Raw genomic sequence first — 16,806 nt, 5'->3', positions numbered from 1 at the left:
GTACGGTCAGAGGTTGCCGCGCTTCTCCTGCTCGCGCTCGATCGCCTCGAACAGGGCCTTGAAGTTGCCCTTGCCGAAGCCCATCGAGCCGTGCCGCTCGATCATCTCGAAGAAGACCGTCGGACGGTCCTGGACCGGCTTGGTGAAGATCTGGAGCAGATAGCCGTCCTCGTCGCGGTCGACCAGGATCTTCAGCTCGCGCAGCGTCTCCACCGGAACGCGCGTCTCGCCCGCCCACTCGCCGAGCGTGTCGTAGTACGAGTCGGGGGTGTCCAGGAACTGGACGCCGGCCGCGCGCATCGTACGGACCGAGGCGACGATGTCGTTCGTGGCGAGGGCGATGTGCTGGACGCCCGCGCCGCCGTAGAACTCCAGGTACTCGTCGATCTGCGACTTCTTCTTCGCGATCGCCGGTTCGTTGATCGGGAACTTGACCTTCAGGGTGCCGTCGGCGACGACCTTCGACATCAGGGCGGAGTACTCGGTGGCGATGTCGTCACCCACGAACTCCTTCATGTTGGTGAAGCCCATGACCTTGTTGTAGAAGGCGACCCACTCGTTCATCCGGCCGAGCTCGACGTTGCCCACGCAGTGGTCGATGGCCTGGAAGGTGCGCTTGGCCGGCGGCTCGACGATGGGGGAGGCCGCCACGTAACCGGGGAGGTACGGGCCGTCGTAACCGGAGCGCTCGACGAGGGTGTGGCGGGTCTTGCCGTACGTGGCGATGGCGGCCAGCACGACGGTGCCGTTCTCGTCCTTCACCTCGTGCGGCTCGGTGAGGCCGGTGGCGCCGTGCTCCACCGCGTAGGCGTACGCGGCGCGGGCGTCCGGGACCTCGATGGCGAGGTCGACCACGCCGTCGCCGTGCTCCGCGACATGGCCGTCGAGGAAGGTGCCCCATTCGGTGGACGCCCTGATGACGGACGTGAGGACGAAGCGGGCGGAGCCGTTGGTCAGGACGTAACTCGCGGTCTCGCGACTGCCGTTCTCCGGTCCGGAGTAGGCGACGAGCTTCATGCCGAAGGCGGTCGAGTAGTAGTGCGCGGCCTGCTTGGCGTTGCCCACGGCGAAGACGACCGCGTCCATTCCCTTGACCGGGAAGGGATCGGCCTGCCGGGCGGTGTCAGGGGTGGTGTGCAGAGTCTCAGTCATATTCGAAGGCTCCCCTCGCATCGCAAGGTGCGCAACAGTTCGCGCATTCACTGGGCACCCTGTGCAGCCCATGGGCACTATGGTCGGGCGTTCTGTACAGGATGACCATCGGAGGCAGCGGCATGGCGATCGACCGTCTGGACGGGCAGCTGATCGTGCTGCTGGCCCGCGAACCCCGGATCGGCGTGCTCGAAGCGTCCCGGCGGCTCGGCGTGGCGCGCGGCACCGTGCAGGCGCGCCTGGACCGCCTTCAGTCGAATGGCGTCATCCGGGGCTTCGGACCGGACGTCGACCCGGCGGCGCTCGGCTACCCCGTCACCGCGTTCGCGACGCTGGAGATCAAGCAGGGCCAAGGGGCCGATGTACGGGCCCATTTGGGCGGCGTGCCCGAAGTGCTCGAACTGCACACCACCACCGGGCACGGCGACATGTTCTGCCGTCTCGTCGCCCGCTCCAACGCCGATCTCCAACGGGTGATCGACCGGGTTGTCGGTTTTGATGGCATTGTCCGGGCCTCCACGGCCATCGTCATGGAAAACCCAGTGCCGCTGCGTATTCTCCCGCTCGTGGAGCAGGCTGCAAAGGACACTGTCCGAGCCGAGGAGTGACGTGTGAGCTTCTGGGAGTACCTGAGCAATCGGCACCAGCAACTGCTCACCGATGCGTTCCAGCACGTCAGCGCTGTTTTCCAGTGCATGGTCATCGCCACCGCGCTCGGGGTCCTGATCGGTGTGGTCACCTATCGCAGCGGCTGGGCGGGCTCGCTGGCCATCACCTCCACGGCGACGGTCCTCACCATCCCCTCCCTCGCCGCGATCGGTCTGCTGATCCCGCTGGTCGGGCTGGGCGTCGCCCCCACCGTCATCACCCTGACGATGTACGGGCTGCTGCCCATCGTCCGTAACTCCATCGTGGGGCTGCGCGGCGTCGATCCCTCGCTGGTCGACGCGGCGAAGGGCATCGGGATGTCGCGCCTCACCCGGCTGCGCAAGGTGGAGCTGCCGCTCGCCTGGCCGCCGATCCTCACCGGCATCCGGGTCTCCACGCAGATGCTGATGGGTATCGCCGCCATCGCCGCGTACGCCTCCGGGCCCGGTCTCGGCAATGAGATCTTCCGCGGTATCGCCTCGCTGGGCAGCGCCAACGCGATCAACCAGGTCCTCGCGGGCACGCTCGGCATCGTCGTTCTCGCCCTGCTCTTCGACGCCGCGTACGTGCTGCTCGGGCGGCTGACCATCCCCAGGGGGATCCGTGTCTGAGACCGACTCCGAGCCCCCCTTCGAGACCCCCTTCGGAGCCGACGGGTCCGATGAGTCCGACAGGAGGGACGGGCGCGACGGGAGGGGCGGGCGGGCCGCCACGGCCACCTCCGGGGCCACCATCCAGCTGGAGGAACTGACCAAGATCTATCCCGGCAACCCCAACCCGGCCGTCGAGAACGTCTCCATGGACATCAAGGCCGGCGAGACCGTGATCTTCGTGGGGCCGTCCGGCTGCGGCAAGTCCACCACCCTGAAGATGATCAACCGGCTGATCGAGCCGTCCTCCGGCCGGATCCGGATCGACGACGAGGACGTCACCGACATCGACCCGGTGAAGCTGCGCCGCAAGATCGGGTACGCGATCCAGTCGTCCGGGCTCTTCCCGCACATGACGGTCGCCGAGAACATAGCCCTCGTACCGAAGATGGTCGGCTGGTCCAAGTCCCGGGTGAAGGACCGGGTGGAGGAGATGCTCGATCTGGTGGGGCTGGACCCGCGCGAGTTCCACGGGCGCTACCCGCGCCAGCTGTCCGGCGGGCAGCAGCAGCGGGTGGGGGTCGCGCGGGCGCTGGCCGCCGATCCTCCGGTGCTGCTGATGGACGAGCCGTTCGGGGCGGTCGACCCGATCACCCGCGACCACCTCCAGGACGAGCTGATCCGGCTCCAGCACGAGCTGCACAAGACGATCGTCTTCGTCACCCACGACTTCGACGAGGCGATCAAGCTGGGCGACCGGATCGCGGTGCTGCGCGAGCGTTCGCACATCGCGCAGTTCGACACCCCGGAGGCGATCCTCACCAACCCGACCGACGACTTCGTCTCCGGGTTCGTGGGCGCGGGCGCGGCGCTCAAACGCCTCAACCTGACGCGCGTACGGGATGTGGGCATCGCCGACTTCCCGACGGTGACCGTCGACGACCCGCTCCAGTCGATCTTCAACAAGCTGCGCAGCGGCCCGCACAACGAGCTGTTGATGCTGGACCGCAGGAACCGCCCGTACAAGTGGCTGCGGCGCGGCGACCTGATGCGGGCCCGCGGCTCGCTGGCCCGCGCCGGGCAGCTGGTGCACGACACGGTGACCCGGGACGCCACCCTGCACGACGCGCTGGAGGCGGTGCTGACCGACAGCGGGGGGCGGGTCGCGGTGACCGGGCGGCGCGGCGAGTTCATCGGCGTCGTCGACATGCACACCCTCATGGACAACGTGCAGGAGCTCCTGGAGGCCGACCGGCTCACCGCCATGGAGCACCAGCACCAACTGGAGGACCTGCGCACCCACCAGACCGAGCAGGAGCTGGAGGGAGGTGGCGGCGCATGAGTCCCAGCCATCCGGGGTCTCCCGAGCCCGGCGCGTCCGAGACACGGCCACCGGGAGAACACGACGTCAAGGGGCACGCCTTCCGCGACGAGGAGTCGGAGCCCTCGCCCCCGCCCGCCGGTCCGCCGCGCCGGATCACCTGGCGCAAGCTGGTGGTGCTGCCGGCCGTGCTGGCGGTCGTCCTGGCGGTCACCTATATGTGGATCACCAACATCCCCCTCGACTCGATCGCGGAGAACTCGCTGTCCGGCGGCAATGTGCAGCTGCGGCTGTGGCAGCACGTCAGGCTGACGGCGATCTCCACGTTCTGGGTGCTGATCATCGCGATCCCGCTCGGCATCGCCCTGACCCGCCGCGGGCTCAGCAGAGGCGCCCCGGTGGTCACGGCATTCGCCAACATCGGGCAGGCCACCCCGGCGATCGGTCTGCTGGCGCTGCTGGTGATCTGGCTGGGCATCGGCCCGTCGACGGCGATCGTGGGCATGGTGATCTACGCGGTGCTGCCGGTGCTGTCCAATACGGTGGCCGGCCTCAAGGCGATCGATCCGACGCTCGTGGAGGCATCGCGCGGGATCGGGATGTCGGGGCTCGGGACGCTGCGGAAGGTGGAGCTGCCGCTCGCCGTTCCGCTGATCCTTGCGGGGGTGCGGACGGCACTGGTGCTCAATGTGGGGACGGCGACGCTGGCCACGTTCGGCGGGGGCGGCGGACTCGGTGACCTGATCACCTCGGGCATCCAGACGCAGCGGATGCCGGTGCTGGTGCTGGGGTCCGTGCTCACGGTGGTGCTGGCGCTGCTGGTGGACTGGCTGGCCTCGCTGGTGGAGCTGTCGCTCACGCCGCGCGGCCTGGAGGCGCCGTGATGCGCCGGCCCGGGGCCGGTCTGCCGGTCGTCCTGGCCCTGTCGCTGGTGCTCGCCGGGTGCGGGCTGAAGAGCGGCTCACCGATGGTGGACGACGTGGCGCCGGGGTCGGTCGGGCAGGGCGAGCCGCTCAAGGGCGCTTCCCTGACGGTCACCTCGAAGAACTTCAGCGAGAACATCATCCTGGGCCAGATGATCGGCCTGGTGTTCAAGGCGGCCGGTGCGGAGGTCCTGGACCGGACGAACCTGCCGGGCTCGATCAGTGCGCGCGAGGCGATCGTCAAGGGCGACGCCGATGCGATGTACGAGTACACGGGCACCGCCTGGATCACGTACCTCGGTCACGCCGAGCCGATCGTCGATCCGCTGAAGCAGTGGGAGGCGGTCCGGGACGAGGACCGGAAGAACGGGGTGACCTGGCTTCCGCAGTCCACCCTCAACAACACGTACGCCCTGGCCATCAGCAAGAAGAACAACACGAAGTACAAGCTGAAGACCCTCTCGGACGCCGCCGCGCTGGCGAAGAAGGACCCGAACGCGGTCTCGATCTGCGTGGAGAACGAATTCGCCGCCCGCGACGACGGGCTGCCCGGCATGGAGAAGGCGTACGGGATGTCGATCCCGGCCTCCCACATCCGGAAGATGGACGCCGGGATCATCTACACCCAGGTCTCCAAGTCCAGCTCCTGCCTGCTGGGCGAGGTGTTCACCACGGACGGCCGGATCAAGGCGATGGACCTGGACGTGCTCCAGGACGACAAGCACTTCTTCCCCAACTACAACGCGGCCCCCGTCATCCACACGGCGACCTTCGAGAAGTACCCGGAGATCGCGGGGCTGCTGGACCCGGTCAGCAGGAAGCTGACGACGGAGGTCGCGCAGAAGCTCAACGCGAAGGTGGACGTGGACGGGGATGACCCGCACGAGGTGGCGAAGGAGTGGCTGGTGGCGGAGGGGTTCATCAAGGAGGGGTGACGGGGGACGGGGAGGGGTGACGGGGAGGCCGGCTCCGAGTTCCAAAGAACACGCTGCAAAGAACCTGTTGCAAAGATGTCTTTGTAACTCTACAGTTGCGGCATGGCAGAGAACGAGGCCGACCAGGACGACCGGCCGGCCGGCACCCCGAAGATCCACAGAGTGGACGCCCGCACCCTGCGCGGGCTGGCCCACCCCCTGCGACTGCGACTGCTGAGCACCCTGCGGGAGTTCGGCCCGGCCACCGCGTCCGGCCTCGCGGACCGGCTCGGCGAATCCAGCGGCGCCACCAGCTACCACCTGCGCCAACTGGCCTCGTACGACTTCGTGGAGGACGCCCCGGAGCTCGGCAAGGGGCGCGAGCGGTGGTGGCGGGCCGTCCACCTGGGCACGGCGTTCGACAGGAGCGCGGACTTCCTCCGCGACCCGAACCCGGAGGTGCGCGAGGCCATCGGGGTGGTCCTGCGCGAGGTCACCACCTCGCACACGCGGGAACTCGACACCTGGCTCGGCACGATGCACGAATGGTCCGAGGAGTGGCAGCACAGCTGGGACGTCAGCGACTTCAAGGTGCGCCTCACGCCCGAGCTCTCCCTGGAACTGGCCGAGAAGATCCACGAACTCATCGAGAGCTACCGGGGCCGGGTCCCCGAAGGCACCGAGGGGTCGGCCAGCGTCCGCAGCCATGTGCACGTCTTCCCGCGCCGCGCCGACTGACCGACCCGGCCGACCCGGCCGACCCAGCCGCCGCACCACCGCACCGCCATGCCGCCGCACCGCCATGCCGCCATGCCGCCATGCCGACTGAACCGACCCAGCCACCACACCGCCTGAGTCGACCCTGCCGCCCCATCGACTGAAGGGATCACCGCCATGCACTCCGACATCCACACCCTCCTGCACACCTACCACTCCGCCGAACTGCACCGCGAGGCAGCGGTGATCCGGCCGGTCCGCCGCGGCCTGAAGTCCCAAGTGGGCTGGAAGATGGTCGAGTTCGGCCTCCGCCTGGTCCAGGAGCGCCCCGCCCCCGCGGTGGTGCGCCGCATGCCGCGTACCGCGTAACCATGACCGGGGGGAAAGAACATGGGTCACCGCACACCGCTCGTCGCCGTTCTCGCGGCCAACTCCATATCCATGGCTGGTACTTCGCTCACCCTGATCGGCGTCCCGTGGTTCGTCCTGGAAACCACGGGCAGCGCGGGGCGGGCGGGCGTCGTCGCCTTCTGCGCCACGCTGCCGATCGTCATCTCCGCGCTGATCGGCGGGCCGGTCATCGACCGGATCGGCCGACGCCGGGTCGCCGTCGCGTCCGACACCATCTGCGGCCTCGCCATCGCCACGATCCCGCTGCTGCACTACGCGGGGGCACTGGAATTCTGGACGCTCTGCGCGCTGATGGCGCTCAACGGCCTGGTCCACACACCCGGCAACACCGCGCGCTACGTCCTCGTACCCGACCTCGCCGAACACGCGGGAACCACGCTCGCCCGCGCCGCCAGCCTCTTCGACGCCGTGTCGCGCGGCGCCCGCATGGTCGGGGCGGCACTCGCCGGACTGCTGATCGCCCTGGTCGGGGCGGAGACCGTACTCCTGCTGGACGCGGCCACGTTCGGGCTGTCCGCGCTGCTGGTGGCCGCAGGGGTACGAGGGATCCGGGCGGCCGAACCCCGTAAGGCCGCGGCGCCGGTCTCACTGCGTACCTACCGCGCCGAACTGCGCGAGGGATACGCATACTTGCTCGGCAACCGGCTGCTGCTGGCCGTCGTGATCATGGTGATGTTCATGAACGGCACCGACCAGGGCTGGAACGCCGTCCTGCTGCCGGTGCACGCCGAGGGCGAGCTGGGCGGGGCCACCGACCTCGGGCTGCTCACGGCCCTGTTCGGCGCGGGCGGACTGACCGGGGCCCTGCTGTACGGGGCGGTGGGGCACCGGTTCTCCCGGCGGACCGTGTTCACCGTGTGCGTGATCCTGTGCGGGGCGCCGCGGTTCCTGGTCGCCGCGCTGACCGGGAGCACGCTGCCCCTCGCCGTGACGATGCTGCTGGGCGGGGTCGCGGGCGGCATGCTGAACCCCATCCTGACCACGATGACGTACGAACGCGTCCCCGAGCGGCTGCGCAGCAGGGTCTCCGGGGCGCTCACCGCGGGCTGCGAGCTCGCCATGCCGGTGGGCGGCCTCGCGGCGGGCCTGCTGGTGGAGGGCATGGGGGCGACGGGGGCACTGCTGGCGATGGGCGGGGTGTACTTCCTGGCGACGTTGAGCCCGCTGGTGTTCCCGGCGTGGCGGACGATGGAAGCACCGTCGGACTCCCCCGAGCCCGAGCGCGGTTCCGGGCGCGGTTCCGGGCGCGTCCCCGATCCCGTACCGGAGCCCGAGCGCGTCCCCGATCCCGTACCGGAGCCCGAGCGCGTCCCCGATCCCGTACCGGAGCCCGAGCGCGTCCCCGTATCCGAGCCCGTACCCACCCCGGCAGGGAAGGGCGGCGAGGTCAACGCGGACGGCAAGGTCGGCGCGGTCAGCAGCCCGGGACCTTCTCGCCCCGCTCCAGCGAGCGCAGCGAGTCCACGGCGTTCTTGAGCGTCGTGACGGGGATCAGCCGGAGCCCGTCGGGCCGCTCCGCCTTCGCCTGCTTGCACTCGGCCTTCGGCACCAGGAAGACCGTCGCCCCGTCGCGGCGGGCGGCCTGCGTCTTCAGCGACACCCCGCCGACCGCGCCGACCTTGCCGTCCGCGTTGATCGTGCCCGTACCCGCGATGGTGCGGCCGCCGGTCAGATCTCCGCCGGAGCCGTCGCCGTCCAGCTTGTCGATGATGCCGAGGGTGAGGAAGAGCCCGGCGCTGGGACCGCCGACATCGCCGAGGTCCACGCTGATCCTCATCGACCCGAGGTCCCGGCCGAGGTAGTTCAGGGCCGCGTCGACGGCGACGTTCTGCGACTCCTTCATGTCGTTCAGATTGTGCTGCTCGATCTCCTTCACGGAGCCGCTGCTCGGATAGACGGAATCCCGGGGCATCACGGCCCGGTCCGTCCTGAACCACCCGTCGAGCACGTCACCGATACCGACATCGGCGTTCGGCGAGGTCGCGAAGATGGTCGTCATCCGCAGCTGCCCCTCCGTGGTGCGGGTGGGGGCGCCGGTGATGGTGATCACGGGCTTGCCGTCGTTCTTCCCGAGGACGTTCGCGGTCGTGCCGGGCTGCGCCAGGGTGAACGGCAGCGGTGCGAAGGCGGCCGTACCGAACAGAGCGAGGACCGGCAGCGCGCAGAGGGCGAGAACAAGGGGGCGCGAGAGACGAGTGAGCACCCGCCCAATCTATCTGCCCGGCCCCCGGCCTCTCGGTCCACCCGCCACCCCCTCGGGGCGCTACCGCAGCGCGTCCGCCACTTCGCGGGCCGCGTCGAGGACCCGCGGGCCCACCCGTTCCGGTACGGCGTCGGCGAGCATCACCACTCCGACGCTGCCCTCCACGCCCGACACCCCGACCAGGGGGGCGGCCGCGCCGCTGGCGCCGGCCTCCAGCTCGCCGTGGGTGAGGGTGTAGCCGGGGTGGTCGGCGGGCGTCTTCTGCCGGGCGGTGAGTATGGCCCGGCCCGCGGCCCCCTTGTCCAGCGGGTGCCGGAAGCCGGCCCGGTAGGCCACGTGGTAGTCGGTCCAGGTCGGTTCGACGACGGCGACCGCGAGGGCGTCGCTGCCGTCGACGAGCGTGAGGTGGGCGGTGGCCCCTATGTCCTCGGCCAGGGAGCGCAGCGCGGGCAGCGCGGCTTCCCGGACGAGCGGGTGCACCTGACGGCCGAGGCGCAGCACCCCCAGGCCGACCCGGGCACGGCCGCCCAGGTCACGTCGTACCAGGGCGTGCTGCTCCAGGGTGGCGAGCAGGCGGTAGACCACGGTGCGGTTGACACCGAGTTTGTTGGACAACTCGGTGACGGTCAGACCGTGATCGGTGTCGGCGAGCAGTTTGAGGACGCGCAGTCCTCGGTCGAGCGTCTGGGAAGTCTCCGCGGTCACGACGCCCTCTCCTCTTTGGGTGAGCGACGGCGGCCGTCTCCCGGCGGTTGCGACGCCGGTCCCAGCGGCGACGCACGGAGAAGCCGCCGGTCTGGCAAGGCACCGGCTGCGCTCCGCGGCGGCATTGCCACGGCGCGTTCATATTGCGGGGGACAGTAGCGAGCCAGTCCGCTCAGCGGAAGACCTCGTCCAGAATCCGGTCTCCCGCCGGAACGCGACGGAGACCGGTCGAACATAACCGCCGGTCAGCGGGGCATCGTCCGAAAACCGAACATCTACGCGCGTCCAGGTCGGGCGACGCCCTCGCGACACTCCGTGCATCACTCGTAAACCGGCGTTAACCCACCGTAAACAAATGTTGGCTGATTTTCCCGTTCACCAGGACCTCGCAGACCCTGATCGACTTCGTCGCCGGGTCCCGGACGGTGAAGTTGAGGGCGAACGTGCCGTCGAGCCCGACGATCCGGGTGACGTACGCGTCCGAGGTCTGCTTCCCGTCCGCGGTACGCCCGGTCGCCACGACCGTCGCCACGGGTGCGAAGCCGCGTCCGGTCACCTGGACGACGGTGCCCACCGGCCCTTCGGGCGGGGAGAGTTGGAAGGAGGGCCCGGCCGGGACCGTGCCGTCCCGGACGGTGAAGGCCGCCGTCTCCGTCCTCGGGTTGACGAGGACCTCCCGCACCCGGATCGCGACGGTGTCGGCGGCGTTGACCGTGAACGTCTGCGAGAACGCCCCGTCCAGCCCGACCACCTTGGTCCGCACCGGGTCGGAGGTCTGCGATCCGTTGGCCCGCAGTCCCACGATCGAGACGGTGGCCACCTTGGCGAAGCCCTGCCCGAGGACGGTGACCGCGGTGCCCTTCGGGCCCGCCGACGGAGTGAGGGCGATGAAGGACGGGGCGACGGTCAGCGGGACGACGGCCTGCGCCGCACCCGCCGTGACCTGGAGCGCGTACACGGCCTTCGGGGTCGAGCCCGCCACGGTGACCGTGCCGGCCAGGGTGCCTTCGGCCGTGATACGGAGGGTGGAACCACTGATCCGCGCCGGGTCGCACCCGCTGCCGTCGGCCGCGCACAGTGCGGCGGCCGGGGTGGCGCCGGTGGGCCAGTCGCCCCCGCCGAGCGCGAGGGTCCCGCCGGGTTTCACCTTCCCGGCCCCGGCGGTGAGCGTGGCGGCGGTGTCGGTCACGGTGAACGGGCGGGTCAGGACCGTGGCGGGGTCGTTGCCCTCGTCGACCTGGATGGCGGCGACGGCGTCGGAGAGCACGGTGAAGTCGGCGGAGAACGTGCCGTCGGGCCCGCTCTTCACGTACACGGCCGTGTCGTCGAGCGTGGCGCCGGTCGCGTCGAGGCCGACGGTGTTGATCCACCGGTCCTGGAGGTAGTTGACGCCGCTCACCCGGACGACCGTGCCGACCGGGCCGCCGGTGCGCGACAGCGTGACCGCGCGCGGGCCGCTCGGGACGAACGCCCGGACGGTGAGGGACGCGGTCGCCTCCTTCGTGCCGTCGTTGACCTTCACCAGGTACGCCCCGTCCGGCACGGTGGCCGCGTCGGCGAGCACGGCGCTGCCGGTCAGCTGCCCGGAGCCGTTGACCGTGAGGGAGTGCGAGGCGAACGCCCCGGCGTCGCAGCCTCCTCCGCCGGATGCGCACAGGGACGGTATGGGGGTGCCGCCGACGGTCCACCGGCTGCCGGAGAGCGCGACGGGGGAACTGGGCCGGACCGGGCCGCCGGGCGCGATCAGGGTGGCGGGCTGTCCGGCGCCGCCCTCGACGGTGACGGTACCGATGGAGCCACTGCCGCTGACCACGTCGCAGGGGGTGCGATAGGTACCGCCCAGGACCTTCGTACGGGTCAGATTGCCCAGCGGGGTGAAGGAGACCGGCCCGCTCGCGGTGGCCGGGACGAGGAAGTCCCCCTCGTACGGCGGGATTTCGATGGGCTGCCCGGACGGGATGTCGAGGTTCACCTCGGGCCCGGTGACGGTGACCGTGCCGGTGGCGCCGCCCGACATCGCGAGGTCGATGCTGGGCGTGGTGGGCACGTCGTTCAGGCTCAGACCGCTGGTGGCGGGGGACGGCCCGAGGGTGACCCTGGCGTGCACCTTGCCGCCCGGTTCGACGACATCGGGGGTCAGTTCGACGTTCATCTGCTGCGGCCCGGTGGCCTCGCCCTGTCCTGCGGGCAGGGTGCAGTGGACGGTCGGGGTGACCGTACCGGCGTGGGCCGCCGGGGCCAGGGCGACGGCCCCGCCGGTCCAGACGAGGACGGCGCCCGCGGCGAGGGCGACGGCGCGGCGTAAGGACCGTCTTCGGTACGGATACGGATGCGTGGACGGATACGGGGACATGGGTCTCTCCTTCGGGCGGGGCGGGGCGGATGACGGGGAAGCGGTGCCGACAAGGGGCGCGGACCGGTGCAGGCGCGGACCGGGAAGAGCCCGCCCTGTCCATGGCGATACGGATCGGGCGGGCTCTTCGCGAACACCGGTTCTGGGAGCGGGACTTGGAGCGATGCTCGGAGCAGGACCCGGAGCAGGACCCGGAGCAGGGCTCAGAGCAGGGCTCAGAGCAGGGTGAGGGTGAGCGTGGCGCTGTAGTCCCCGGGCGGTGCGGACCCGGGGACCGTCAGGGTGAGATCGGCGTCGGCGTCGAAGCGTCCGCCGGTGAACGGCCGGGATCCGTCCGGGTTCATCCGGCACAGGCTCGCCGCGGCGCTGCCGAGCGATGCGGGCGACCCCGCCACCGGCGTACCGAGACTTCCGTCCTGCGCCCGGCACTTGGGGGCCCAACGGACCGCGCCGGCCGGGATCGTGGCCGAGTCGGAGCCGCTGACGCCGGTGCTGGTGAAGTCGGTGAGCGTGGCCGTCAGTGACCAGCCGCTGTTGACGCCGCGCGCGTCCTCCACCTCGACCCGGTTGAGACGGGCGCGCTGCACACCGCTGCCGGTGCCCAGGACCGTCGTACCGAAGTCGACGGTGTCGCCGTCCTGGACCATGCTCAACGTGCCGGCCCGGACGGAGGCGGTGAGCTTCTGCTCGGCCGTGCCGCCGTCCCCGCCGCCACCCGTGGTGACGGTGAAGGGTGCCGTCCGTACGGTGGCGGGGTCGTTGCCCTCGTCCGCCTGGATGGCGGCGACGGCTTCGGAGGTGACGGTGAAGTCGGCGGAGAAGGTGCCGTCCGTACCGCTCTTGACGTAGACGGCCGTGTCGTCGAGGACGCCACCCGCCGCGTCGAGGCCGATGACGTTGATCCAGCGGTCGGGGTTGTAGTTCTTGCCGCTGACGGTGACGACGCTGCCCACCGGGCCGCTGCCGCGCGACAGGGAGATCGCCCGGTCGCCCGCCGCGACGGCCTTGACGGTCAGCGGGGCGGTGGCCTCCTTCGTACCGTCGTTGACCTTCACCTCGTACGCCCCGTCAGGTACCGCCCCGGCCTCGGCGAGGGTCGCCGTGCCGCTCAGGGTCCCGTAGGAGTCGATACGGAGGGAGTGGGCCGGGAACTTCAGCGGATCGCAGCCACCGCCGCCGACCGCGCACAGCGAAGGCACCGGAGAGGCGTCCGGCGTCCACCCCGAACCACCCAGCCGTACAGCGGTGTTGGGACGCACGGGCTCGGCGGGAGCGCTCAGGGTGGCGGGCTCGCCGCCGTCGCCCTCGGCCGTGACCGTACCGAGGGGACCGGAGCCGCCGACCACGTCGCACGGGGTCTCGAAGACCGATCCGAAGAGCTTGGTCTGCGTCAGTGTGCGCAGCGGGGCGAACGAGATCTCGCCCGAGGCGTCCGCCGGGATCAGGAAGTCCCCCTCGTACGGCGGGATCTCGATCGGCTGCCCGGCCGGGATGTCCATGGTCAGCTCGGCACCCCGCACGGTGACGGTGCCGGTGGCCCCGCCCGTCATCGCGAGGTCGAGGCTCGGGATGGTGGCCACGTCCTCCAGAGCGATGCCGCTGGTGGCGGGCGACGGCCCAAGGGTGACCTTGGCGTGCACGGTGCCCCCGGGGGCGACGACGGCGGGGGTCAGCTCGACCGTCATCTCCTGGGGTCCGGTGGCCTCCCCCTGCCCGGCGGGCAGCACACAGTGCACGGTCGGCGTGACCGTACCGGCCACTCCGGCTCCGCCCCCTGGCCCTGCTCCTGGCCCCGCTCCGGCGGCACTGGCGGTGGCTCCGACACAGCTCAGCGACAGCACGAAGCAGGCGGCGAGCAGCCCGGCCCGGCCGGACCGGTGAGACCTGCCGGATCTTCGCCGGCGGGTCATTCGCGTCACCCGCGTCACTCGACTCATCAGCACCACATCCCTCCACACCCCATTGATTGCGCACATTGAGGAGGTCACGCGCAGAGAAGTCAAGAGAGAATTATTTGATCCTTTGGGAAATGCCCGGAAGGCATTTCCCCGAGCGAATTACCCGCTCCCGGCGTCTATTGACTTCTCCGATGGGCGCCGTTTCACTGCACCCGACATGCCGGGCCCGGCACCCAGATCGGCAATCGAAGCAGGTCTGCGGAATTCAACCGGAAGGAGTTCCTCCGTCATGTCGAACCCATCACGGGCAACAACCCCGCCGAGACGGCCGGGCCGAAGACACCTGTCCCTGCTGGCCGTCACCGCGGCCTGTTCCGTCGCGGCGACGCTCGCCCTGTCGACCACCTCGGCAGCCGTCACCCCGCTCACCGCGACCGCGACGTACGACTGCGGCAGCTGGGGCAGCGGATCGGCCACGCTGACGGCCGCCGACGGCACCTCGGGCAAGACCATCAAGATCACTTCCACGGCGATCACCATGCCGCCCGGCACGAGCGCGAACCCGAACAGCATCACCACGACGCTCAAGCTGAAGAAGACCTCGGGCGGCGTCACGAGCGAGGTGCGGTTCTCCGGGAAGACCAACCCCGGCATGAGCGGTGGCAGCCCGATCAGCCTGGGCCCGCTGAAGCTCACGACCGGCACTCTGGCCGCGGGCGACACGACGGACTCCGTGGTGCTGCCCGCGCCCCCGAGCACCACCAACTGGTCGCTGCAGATCGTCGCCTCGTCCCCGACCTCGGCGACGGTCCCGTGCGTGGCGACGGCGAACCAGTCGGCGGCGTTCGTCTGGTAGCCCCCGGAACCGGGACCGGGCCGGGCCAGGAGGCACACTCCTGACCCGGCCCGGAAGGGGTACGGGGAACGCTCCGGCCCCGGACCGAAAGGGGTACGGGGAACGGTCCGGCCCCCGGCCTCCGGCCCCGGCCGCCCCCGCTGACGTCACCCCGCCCCGCTCACGCCGCTCACGTCATGCGGGTGGCCCACTCCTGGACCTTCGTGATCCGCTGCTGGATCTGCCCGGCCGTGGCCTCCGCGCTCGGCGGTCCGCCGCACACCCGGCGCAGCTCGGTGTGGATCACTCCGTGCGGCTTGCCGCTCTGGTGGGTGTAGGCCGACACCATCGTGTTGAGCTGCTTGCGCAGCCCCAGCAGCTGCTTGTGCGTGACGACCGGGCGCGCGTCCGCGGGCTTCTCCAGGAGGTCGGCCTCCTCGGCCGGCTTCTGGCGGCTGTGTGCGATCTGCCGGCTCTGGCGCTTCTGGAGCAGCAGTTGCACCTGGTCGGGTTCGAGCAGCCCCGGAATGCCCAGGTAGTCCTGCTCCTCCGCGCTGCCGGGGTGGGCCTGCATGCCGAACTCGGCACCGTCGTACAGCACCCGGTCGAAGACCGCGTCGGACTCCAGCGCCTCGAAGGGCAGCTGCTCCTCGGTCTCCTCGTCCTCCAGCTTCTCGGCGTCGGCGAGGAGCTTGTCCTCCTCCGAGAACGGGTTCTCCTCGTCGCTGCCCTTCTTGGGCTTGTCGAGGACGTGGTCCCGCTCGACCTCCATCTCGTTGGCGAAGTCGAGGAGCATCGGAATGGTCGGTACGAAGACGGAGGCCGTCTCACCGCGCCTGCGGGAGCGCACGAAGCGTCCGACGGCCTGTGCGAAGAAGAGCGGCGTCGAGATGGTGGTGGCGTACACCCCCACGGCCAGGCGCGGCACGTCGACGCCCTCCGACACCATGCGGACCGCGACCATCCAGCGCGACCCGTCCTCGGTGAACCGGTCGATCTTCTTCGACGCGGCCTTCTCGTCGGAGAGGACCACGGTCGCCTTCTCACCGGTGACCTTCTTGAGGATCTTGGCGTACTCGCGCGCCGACTCCTGGTCGGTCGCGATGACGAGCCCGCCCGCGTCCGGAATCCCCTTGCGCACTTCGGTGAGCCGCTTGTCGGCGGCGGAGAGGACGTTCGGGATCCAGTCACCGGTGGGCGACAGCGCGGTGCGCCAGGCCTGCCCGATGGCGTCCCTGGTCATCGGCTCGCCGAGCCGTGCGGCGATCTCGTCCCCGGCCTTGGTGCGCCAGCGCATGTTGCCGCTGTAGCTGAGGAAGATGACGGGGCGGACGACGCCGTCGGCGAGGGCGTTCCCGTATCCGTAGGTGTAGTCGGCGGACGACCGGCGGATCCCGTCGTTCCCCTCCTCGTACGCGACGAAGGGGATCGGGTTGGTGTCCGACCGGAACGGCGTACCGGTCAGCGCGAGCCGCCGGGTGGCCGGGTCGAACGCCTCCTGGCACGCCTCGCCCCAGGACTTCGAGTCACCGGCGTGGTGGATCTCGTCGAGGATCACGAGGGTCTTGCGCTGCTCGCAGCGGTTGCGGTGCAGCATCGGGCGGACGCCGACACCGGCGTACGTGATGGCGACACCGTGGTAGTCCTTGCTGACGGGACCGGCGCTGTAGTCGGGGTCGAGCCTGATCCCTATCCGGGCGGCGGCTTCCGCCCACTGCTTCTTGAGGTGCTCGGTCGGCGCGACGACCGTGATCTGCTGGACGACATGGTGGTGCAGCAGCCACGAGGCGAGGGTCAGCGCGAAGGTGGTCTTCCCGGCGCCGGGCGTCGCGACGGCGAGGAAGTCGCGCGGCTGCTCCTGGATGTATCTCTCCATGGCGCCCTGCTGCCAGGCTCGCAGCTTGCCGGCGGTGCCCCAGGGGGCACGGCCGGGGAAGGCGGGTGAGAGGTGGTGGGAGGCGGTAGTAGTCACGGTCTCCGGTTCGGGGCTCTCGGGTACGTGGGGCGCTGTCCGTAATGAGCTCGCACGACCTCGTACGAGATACGACAACCGGGCCACCTTACCGGCGGCCCGGCCGGAACCCCGTACGAACGAGCCGTGGTTCGGGCCCGTTGAGACGCTCTTCACAGGAGCGC

15 protein-coding genes are annotated in these 16,806 nt (G+C 70.4%); 9 read left to right on the top strand and 6 right to left on the bottom strand.

Annotated features, from left to right (window positions below; translation table 11 throughout):
• Window positions 1-6: 6 nt before the first annotated feature.
• Window positions 7-1,152, bottom strand: a complete 1,146-nt coding sequence (gene hppD, locus OG413_RS16615; RefSeq protein WP_266806362.1) for a 4-hydroxyphenylpyruvate dioxygenase — start codon at window positions 1,150-1,152, stop codon at window positions 7-9.
• Between the two features lie 122 nt (window positions 1,153-1,274).
• Between hppD and OG413_RS16610 the strand changes: the two genes are divergently transcribed.
• The 8 genes from OG413_RS16610 to OG413_RS16575 all read left to right on the top strand — a co-directional run bounded on the left by OG413_RS16610 (window position 1,275) and on the right by OG413_RS16575 (window position 8,152).
• On the top strand, window positions 1,275-1,760 hold the full coding sequence (locus tag OG413_RS16610; RefSeq protein WP_266806360.1) for an Lrp/AsnC family transcriptional regulator: 486 nt from the start codon (window positions 1,275-1,277) through the stop codon (window positions 1,758-1,760).
• Between the two features lie 3 nt (window positions 1,761-1,763).
• Window positions 1,764-2,411 carry an ABC transporter permease gene (locus tag OG413_RS16605; RefSeq protein WP_266806358.1) on the top strand — a complete coding sequence of 216 codons (648 nt, stop codon included), beginning with the start codon at window positions 1,764-1,766 and terminating at the stop codon, window positions 2,409-2,411.
• A gap of 121 nt (window positions 2,412-2,532) precedes the next feature.
• Window positions 2,533-3,732, top strand: coding sequence for an ABC transporter ATP-binding protein (locus OG413_RS16600; protein WP_266810194.1), 1,200 nt, complete (start codon window positions 2,533-2,535; stop codon window positions 3,730-3,732).
• A complete protein-coding gene (locus OG413_RS16595; protein ID WP_266806357.1) occupies window positions 3,729-4,595 on the top strand; it encodes an ABC transporter permease in 867 nt (288 codons plus the stop codon). The genes OG413_RS16600 and OG413_RS16595 overlap by 4 nt, the downstream gene beginning before the upstream one ends.
• Window positions 4,595-5,569 (top strand): glycine betaine ABC transporter substrate-binding protein, encoded by a 975-nt coding sequence (locus OG413_RS16590; RefSeq protein WP_266810192.1) that lies wholly within the window; start codon window positions 4,595-4,597, stop codon window positions 5,567-5,569. Before OG413_RS16595 ends, OG413_RS16590 begins: the two co-directional genes overlap by 1 nt.
• A gap of 102 nt (window positions 5,570-5,671) precedes the next feature.
• Window positions 5,672-6,286 carry a winged helix-turn-helix domain-containing protein gene (locus OG413_RS16585; protein WP_266806355.1) on the top strand — a complete coding sequence of 205 codons (615 nt, stop codon included), beginning with the start codon at window positions 5,672-5,674 and terminating at the stop codon, window positions 6,284-6,286.
• A gap of 156 nt (window positions 6,287-6,442) precedes the next feature.
• Window positions 6,443-6,634, top strand: coding sequence for a hypothetical protein (locus OG413_RS16580; protein ID WP_266806353.1), 192 nt, complete (start codon window positions 6,443-6,445; stop codon window positions 6,632-6,634).
• Window positions 6,635-6,655: 21 nt separating this feature from the next.
• Window positions 6,656-8,152, top strand: coding sequence for an MFS transporter (locus OG413_RS16575; protein WP_266806351.1), 1,497 nt, complete (start codon window positions 6,656-6,658; stop codon window positions 8,150-8,152).
• On the opposite strand, the gene OG413_RS16570 is transcribed toward OG413_RS16575, so the two are convergent.
• The 4 genes from OG413_RS16570 to OG413_RS16555 form a co-directional block, all read right to left on the bottom strand.
• Complete coding sequence (locus OG413_RS16570) at window positions 8,091-8,879, bottom strand: S16 family serine protease (protein ID WP_266806349.1); 789 nt, start codon at window positions 8,877-8,879, stop codon at window positions 8,091-8,093. The genes OG413_RS16575 and OG413_RS16570 overlap by 62 nt on opposite strands.
• 60 nt (window positions 8,880-8,939) lie before the next feature.
• Entirely contained in the window at window positions 8,940-9,584 is a 645-nt protein-coding gene (locus tag OG413_RS16565) for an IclR family transcriptional regulator (protein ID WP_266806348.1), read from the bottom strand.
• Between the two features lie 337 nt (window positions 9,585-9,921).
• Window positions 9,922-11,937: a hypothetical protein gene (locus OG413_RS16560; protein ID WP_266806346.1), complete on the bottom strand. Its 2,016-nt coding sequence runs from the start codon at window positions 11,935-11,937 to the stop codon at window positions 9,922-9,924.
• Window positions 11,938-12,152: 215 nt separating this feature from the next.
• Entirely contained in the window at window positions 12,153-13,697 is a 1,545-nt protein-coding gene (locus OG413_RS16555; protein WP_266806344.1) for a WxL domain-containing protein, read from the bottom strand.
• A gap of 427 nt (window positions 13,698-14,124) precedes the next feature.
• On the opposite strand from OG413_RS16555, the gene OG413_RS16550 reads away from it, so the two are divergent.
• On the top strand, window positions 14,125-14,691 hold the full coding sequence (locus tag OG413_RS16550; protein WP_266806342.1) for a hypothetical protein: 567 nt from the start codon (window positions 14,125-14,127) through the stop codon (window positions 14,689-14,691).
• Window positions 14,692-14,860: 169 nt separating this feature from the next.
• Here OG413_RS16550 and OG413_RS16545 read toward each other — a convergent pair whose 3' ends face one another.
• Window positions 14,861-16,642: a DEAD/DEAH box helicase gene (locus OG413_RS16545; RefSeq protein WP_266806340.1), complete on the bottom strand. Its 1,782-nt coding sequence runs from the start codon at window positions 16,640-16,642 to the stop codon at window positions 14,861-14,863.
• Window positions 16,643-16,806 lie beyond the last annotated feature (164 nt).

The sequence above is a fragment of the Streptomyces sp. NBC_01433 genome, assembly GCF_026340105.1.
Taxonomy (GTDB): Bacteria; Actinomycetota; Actinomycetes; order Streptomycetales; family Streptomycetaceae; genus Streptomyces.
The sequence above is the reverse complement of the archived record's forward strand: the minus strand, read 5'-3'. Positions and strand labels throughout refer to the sequence as shown.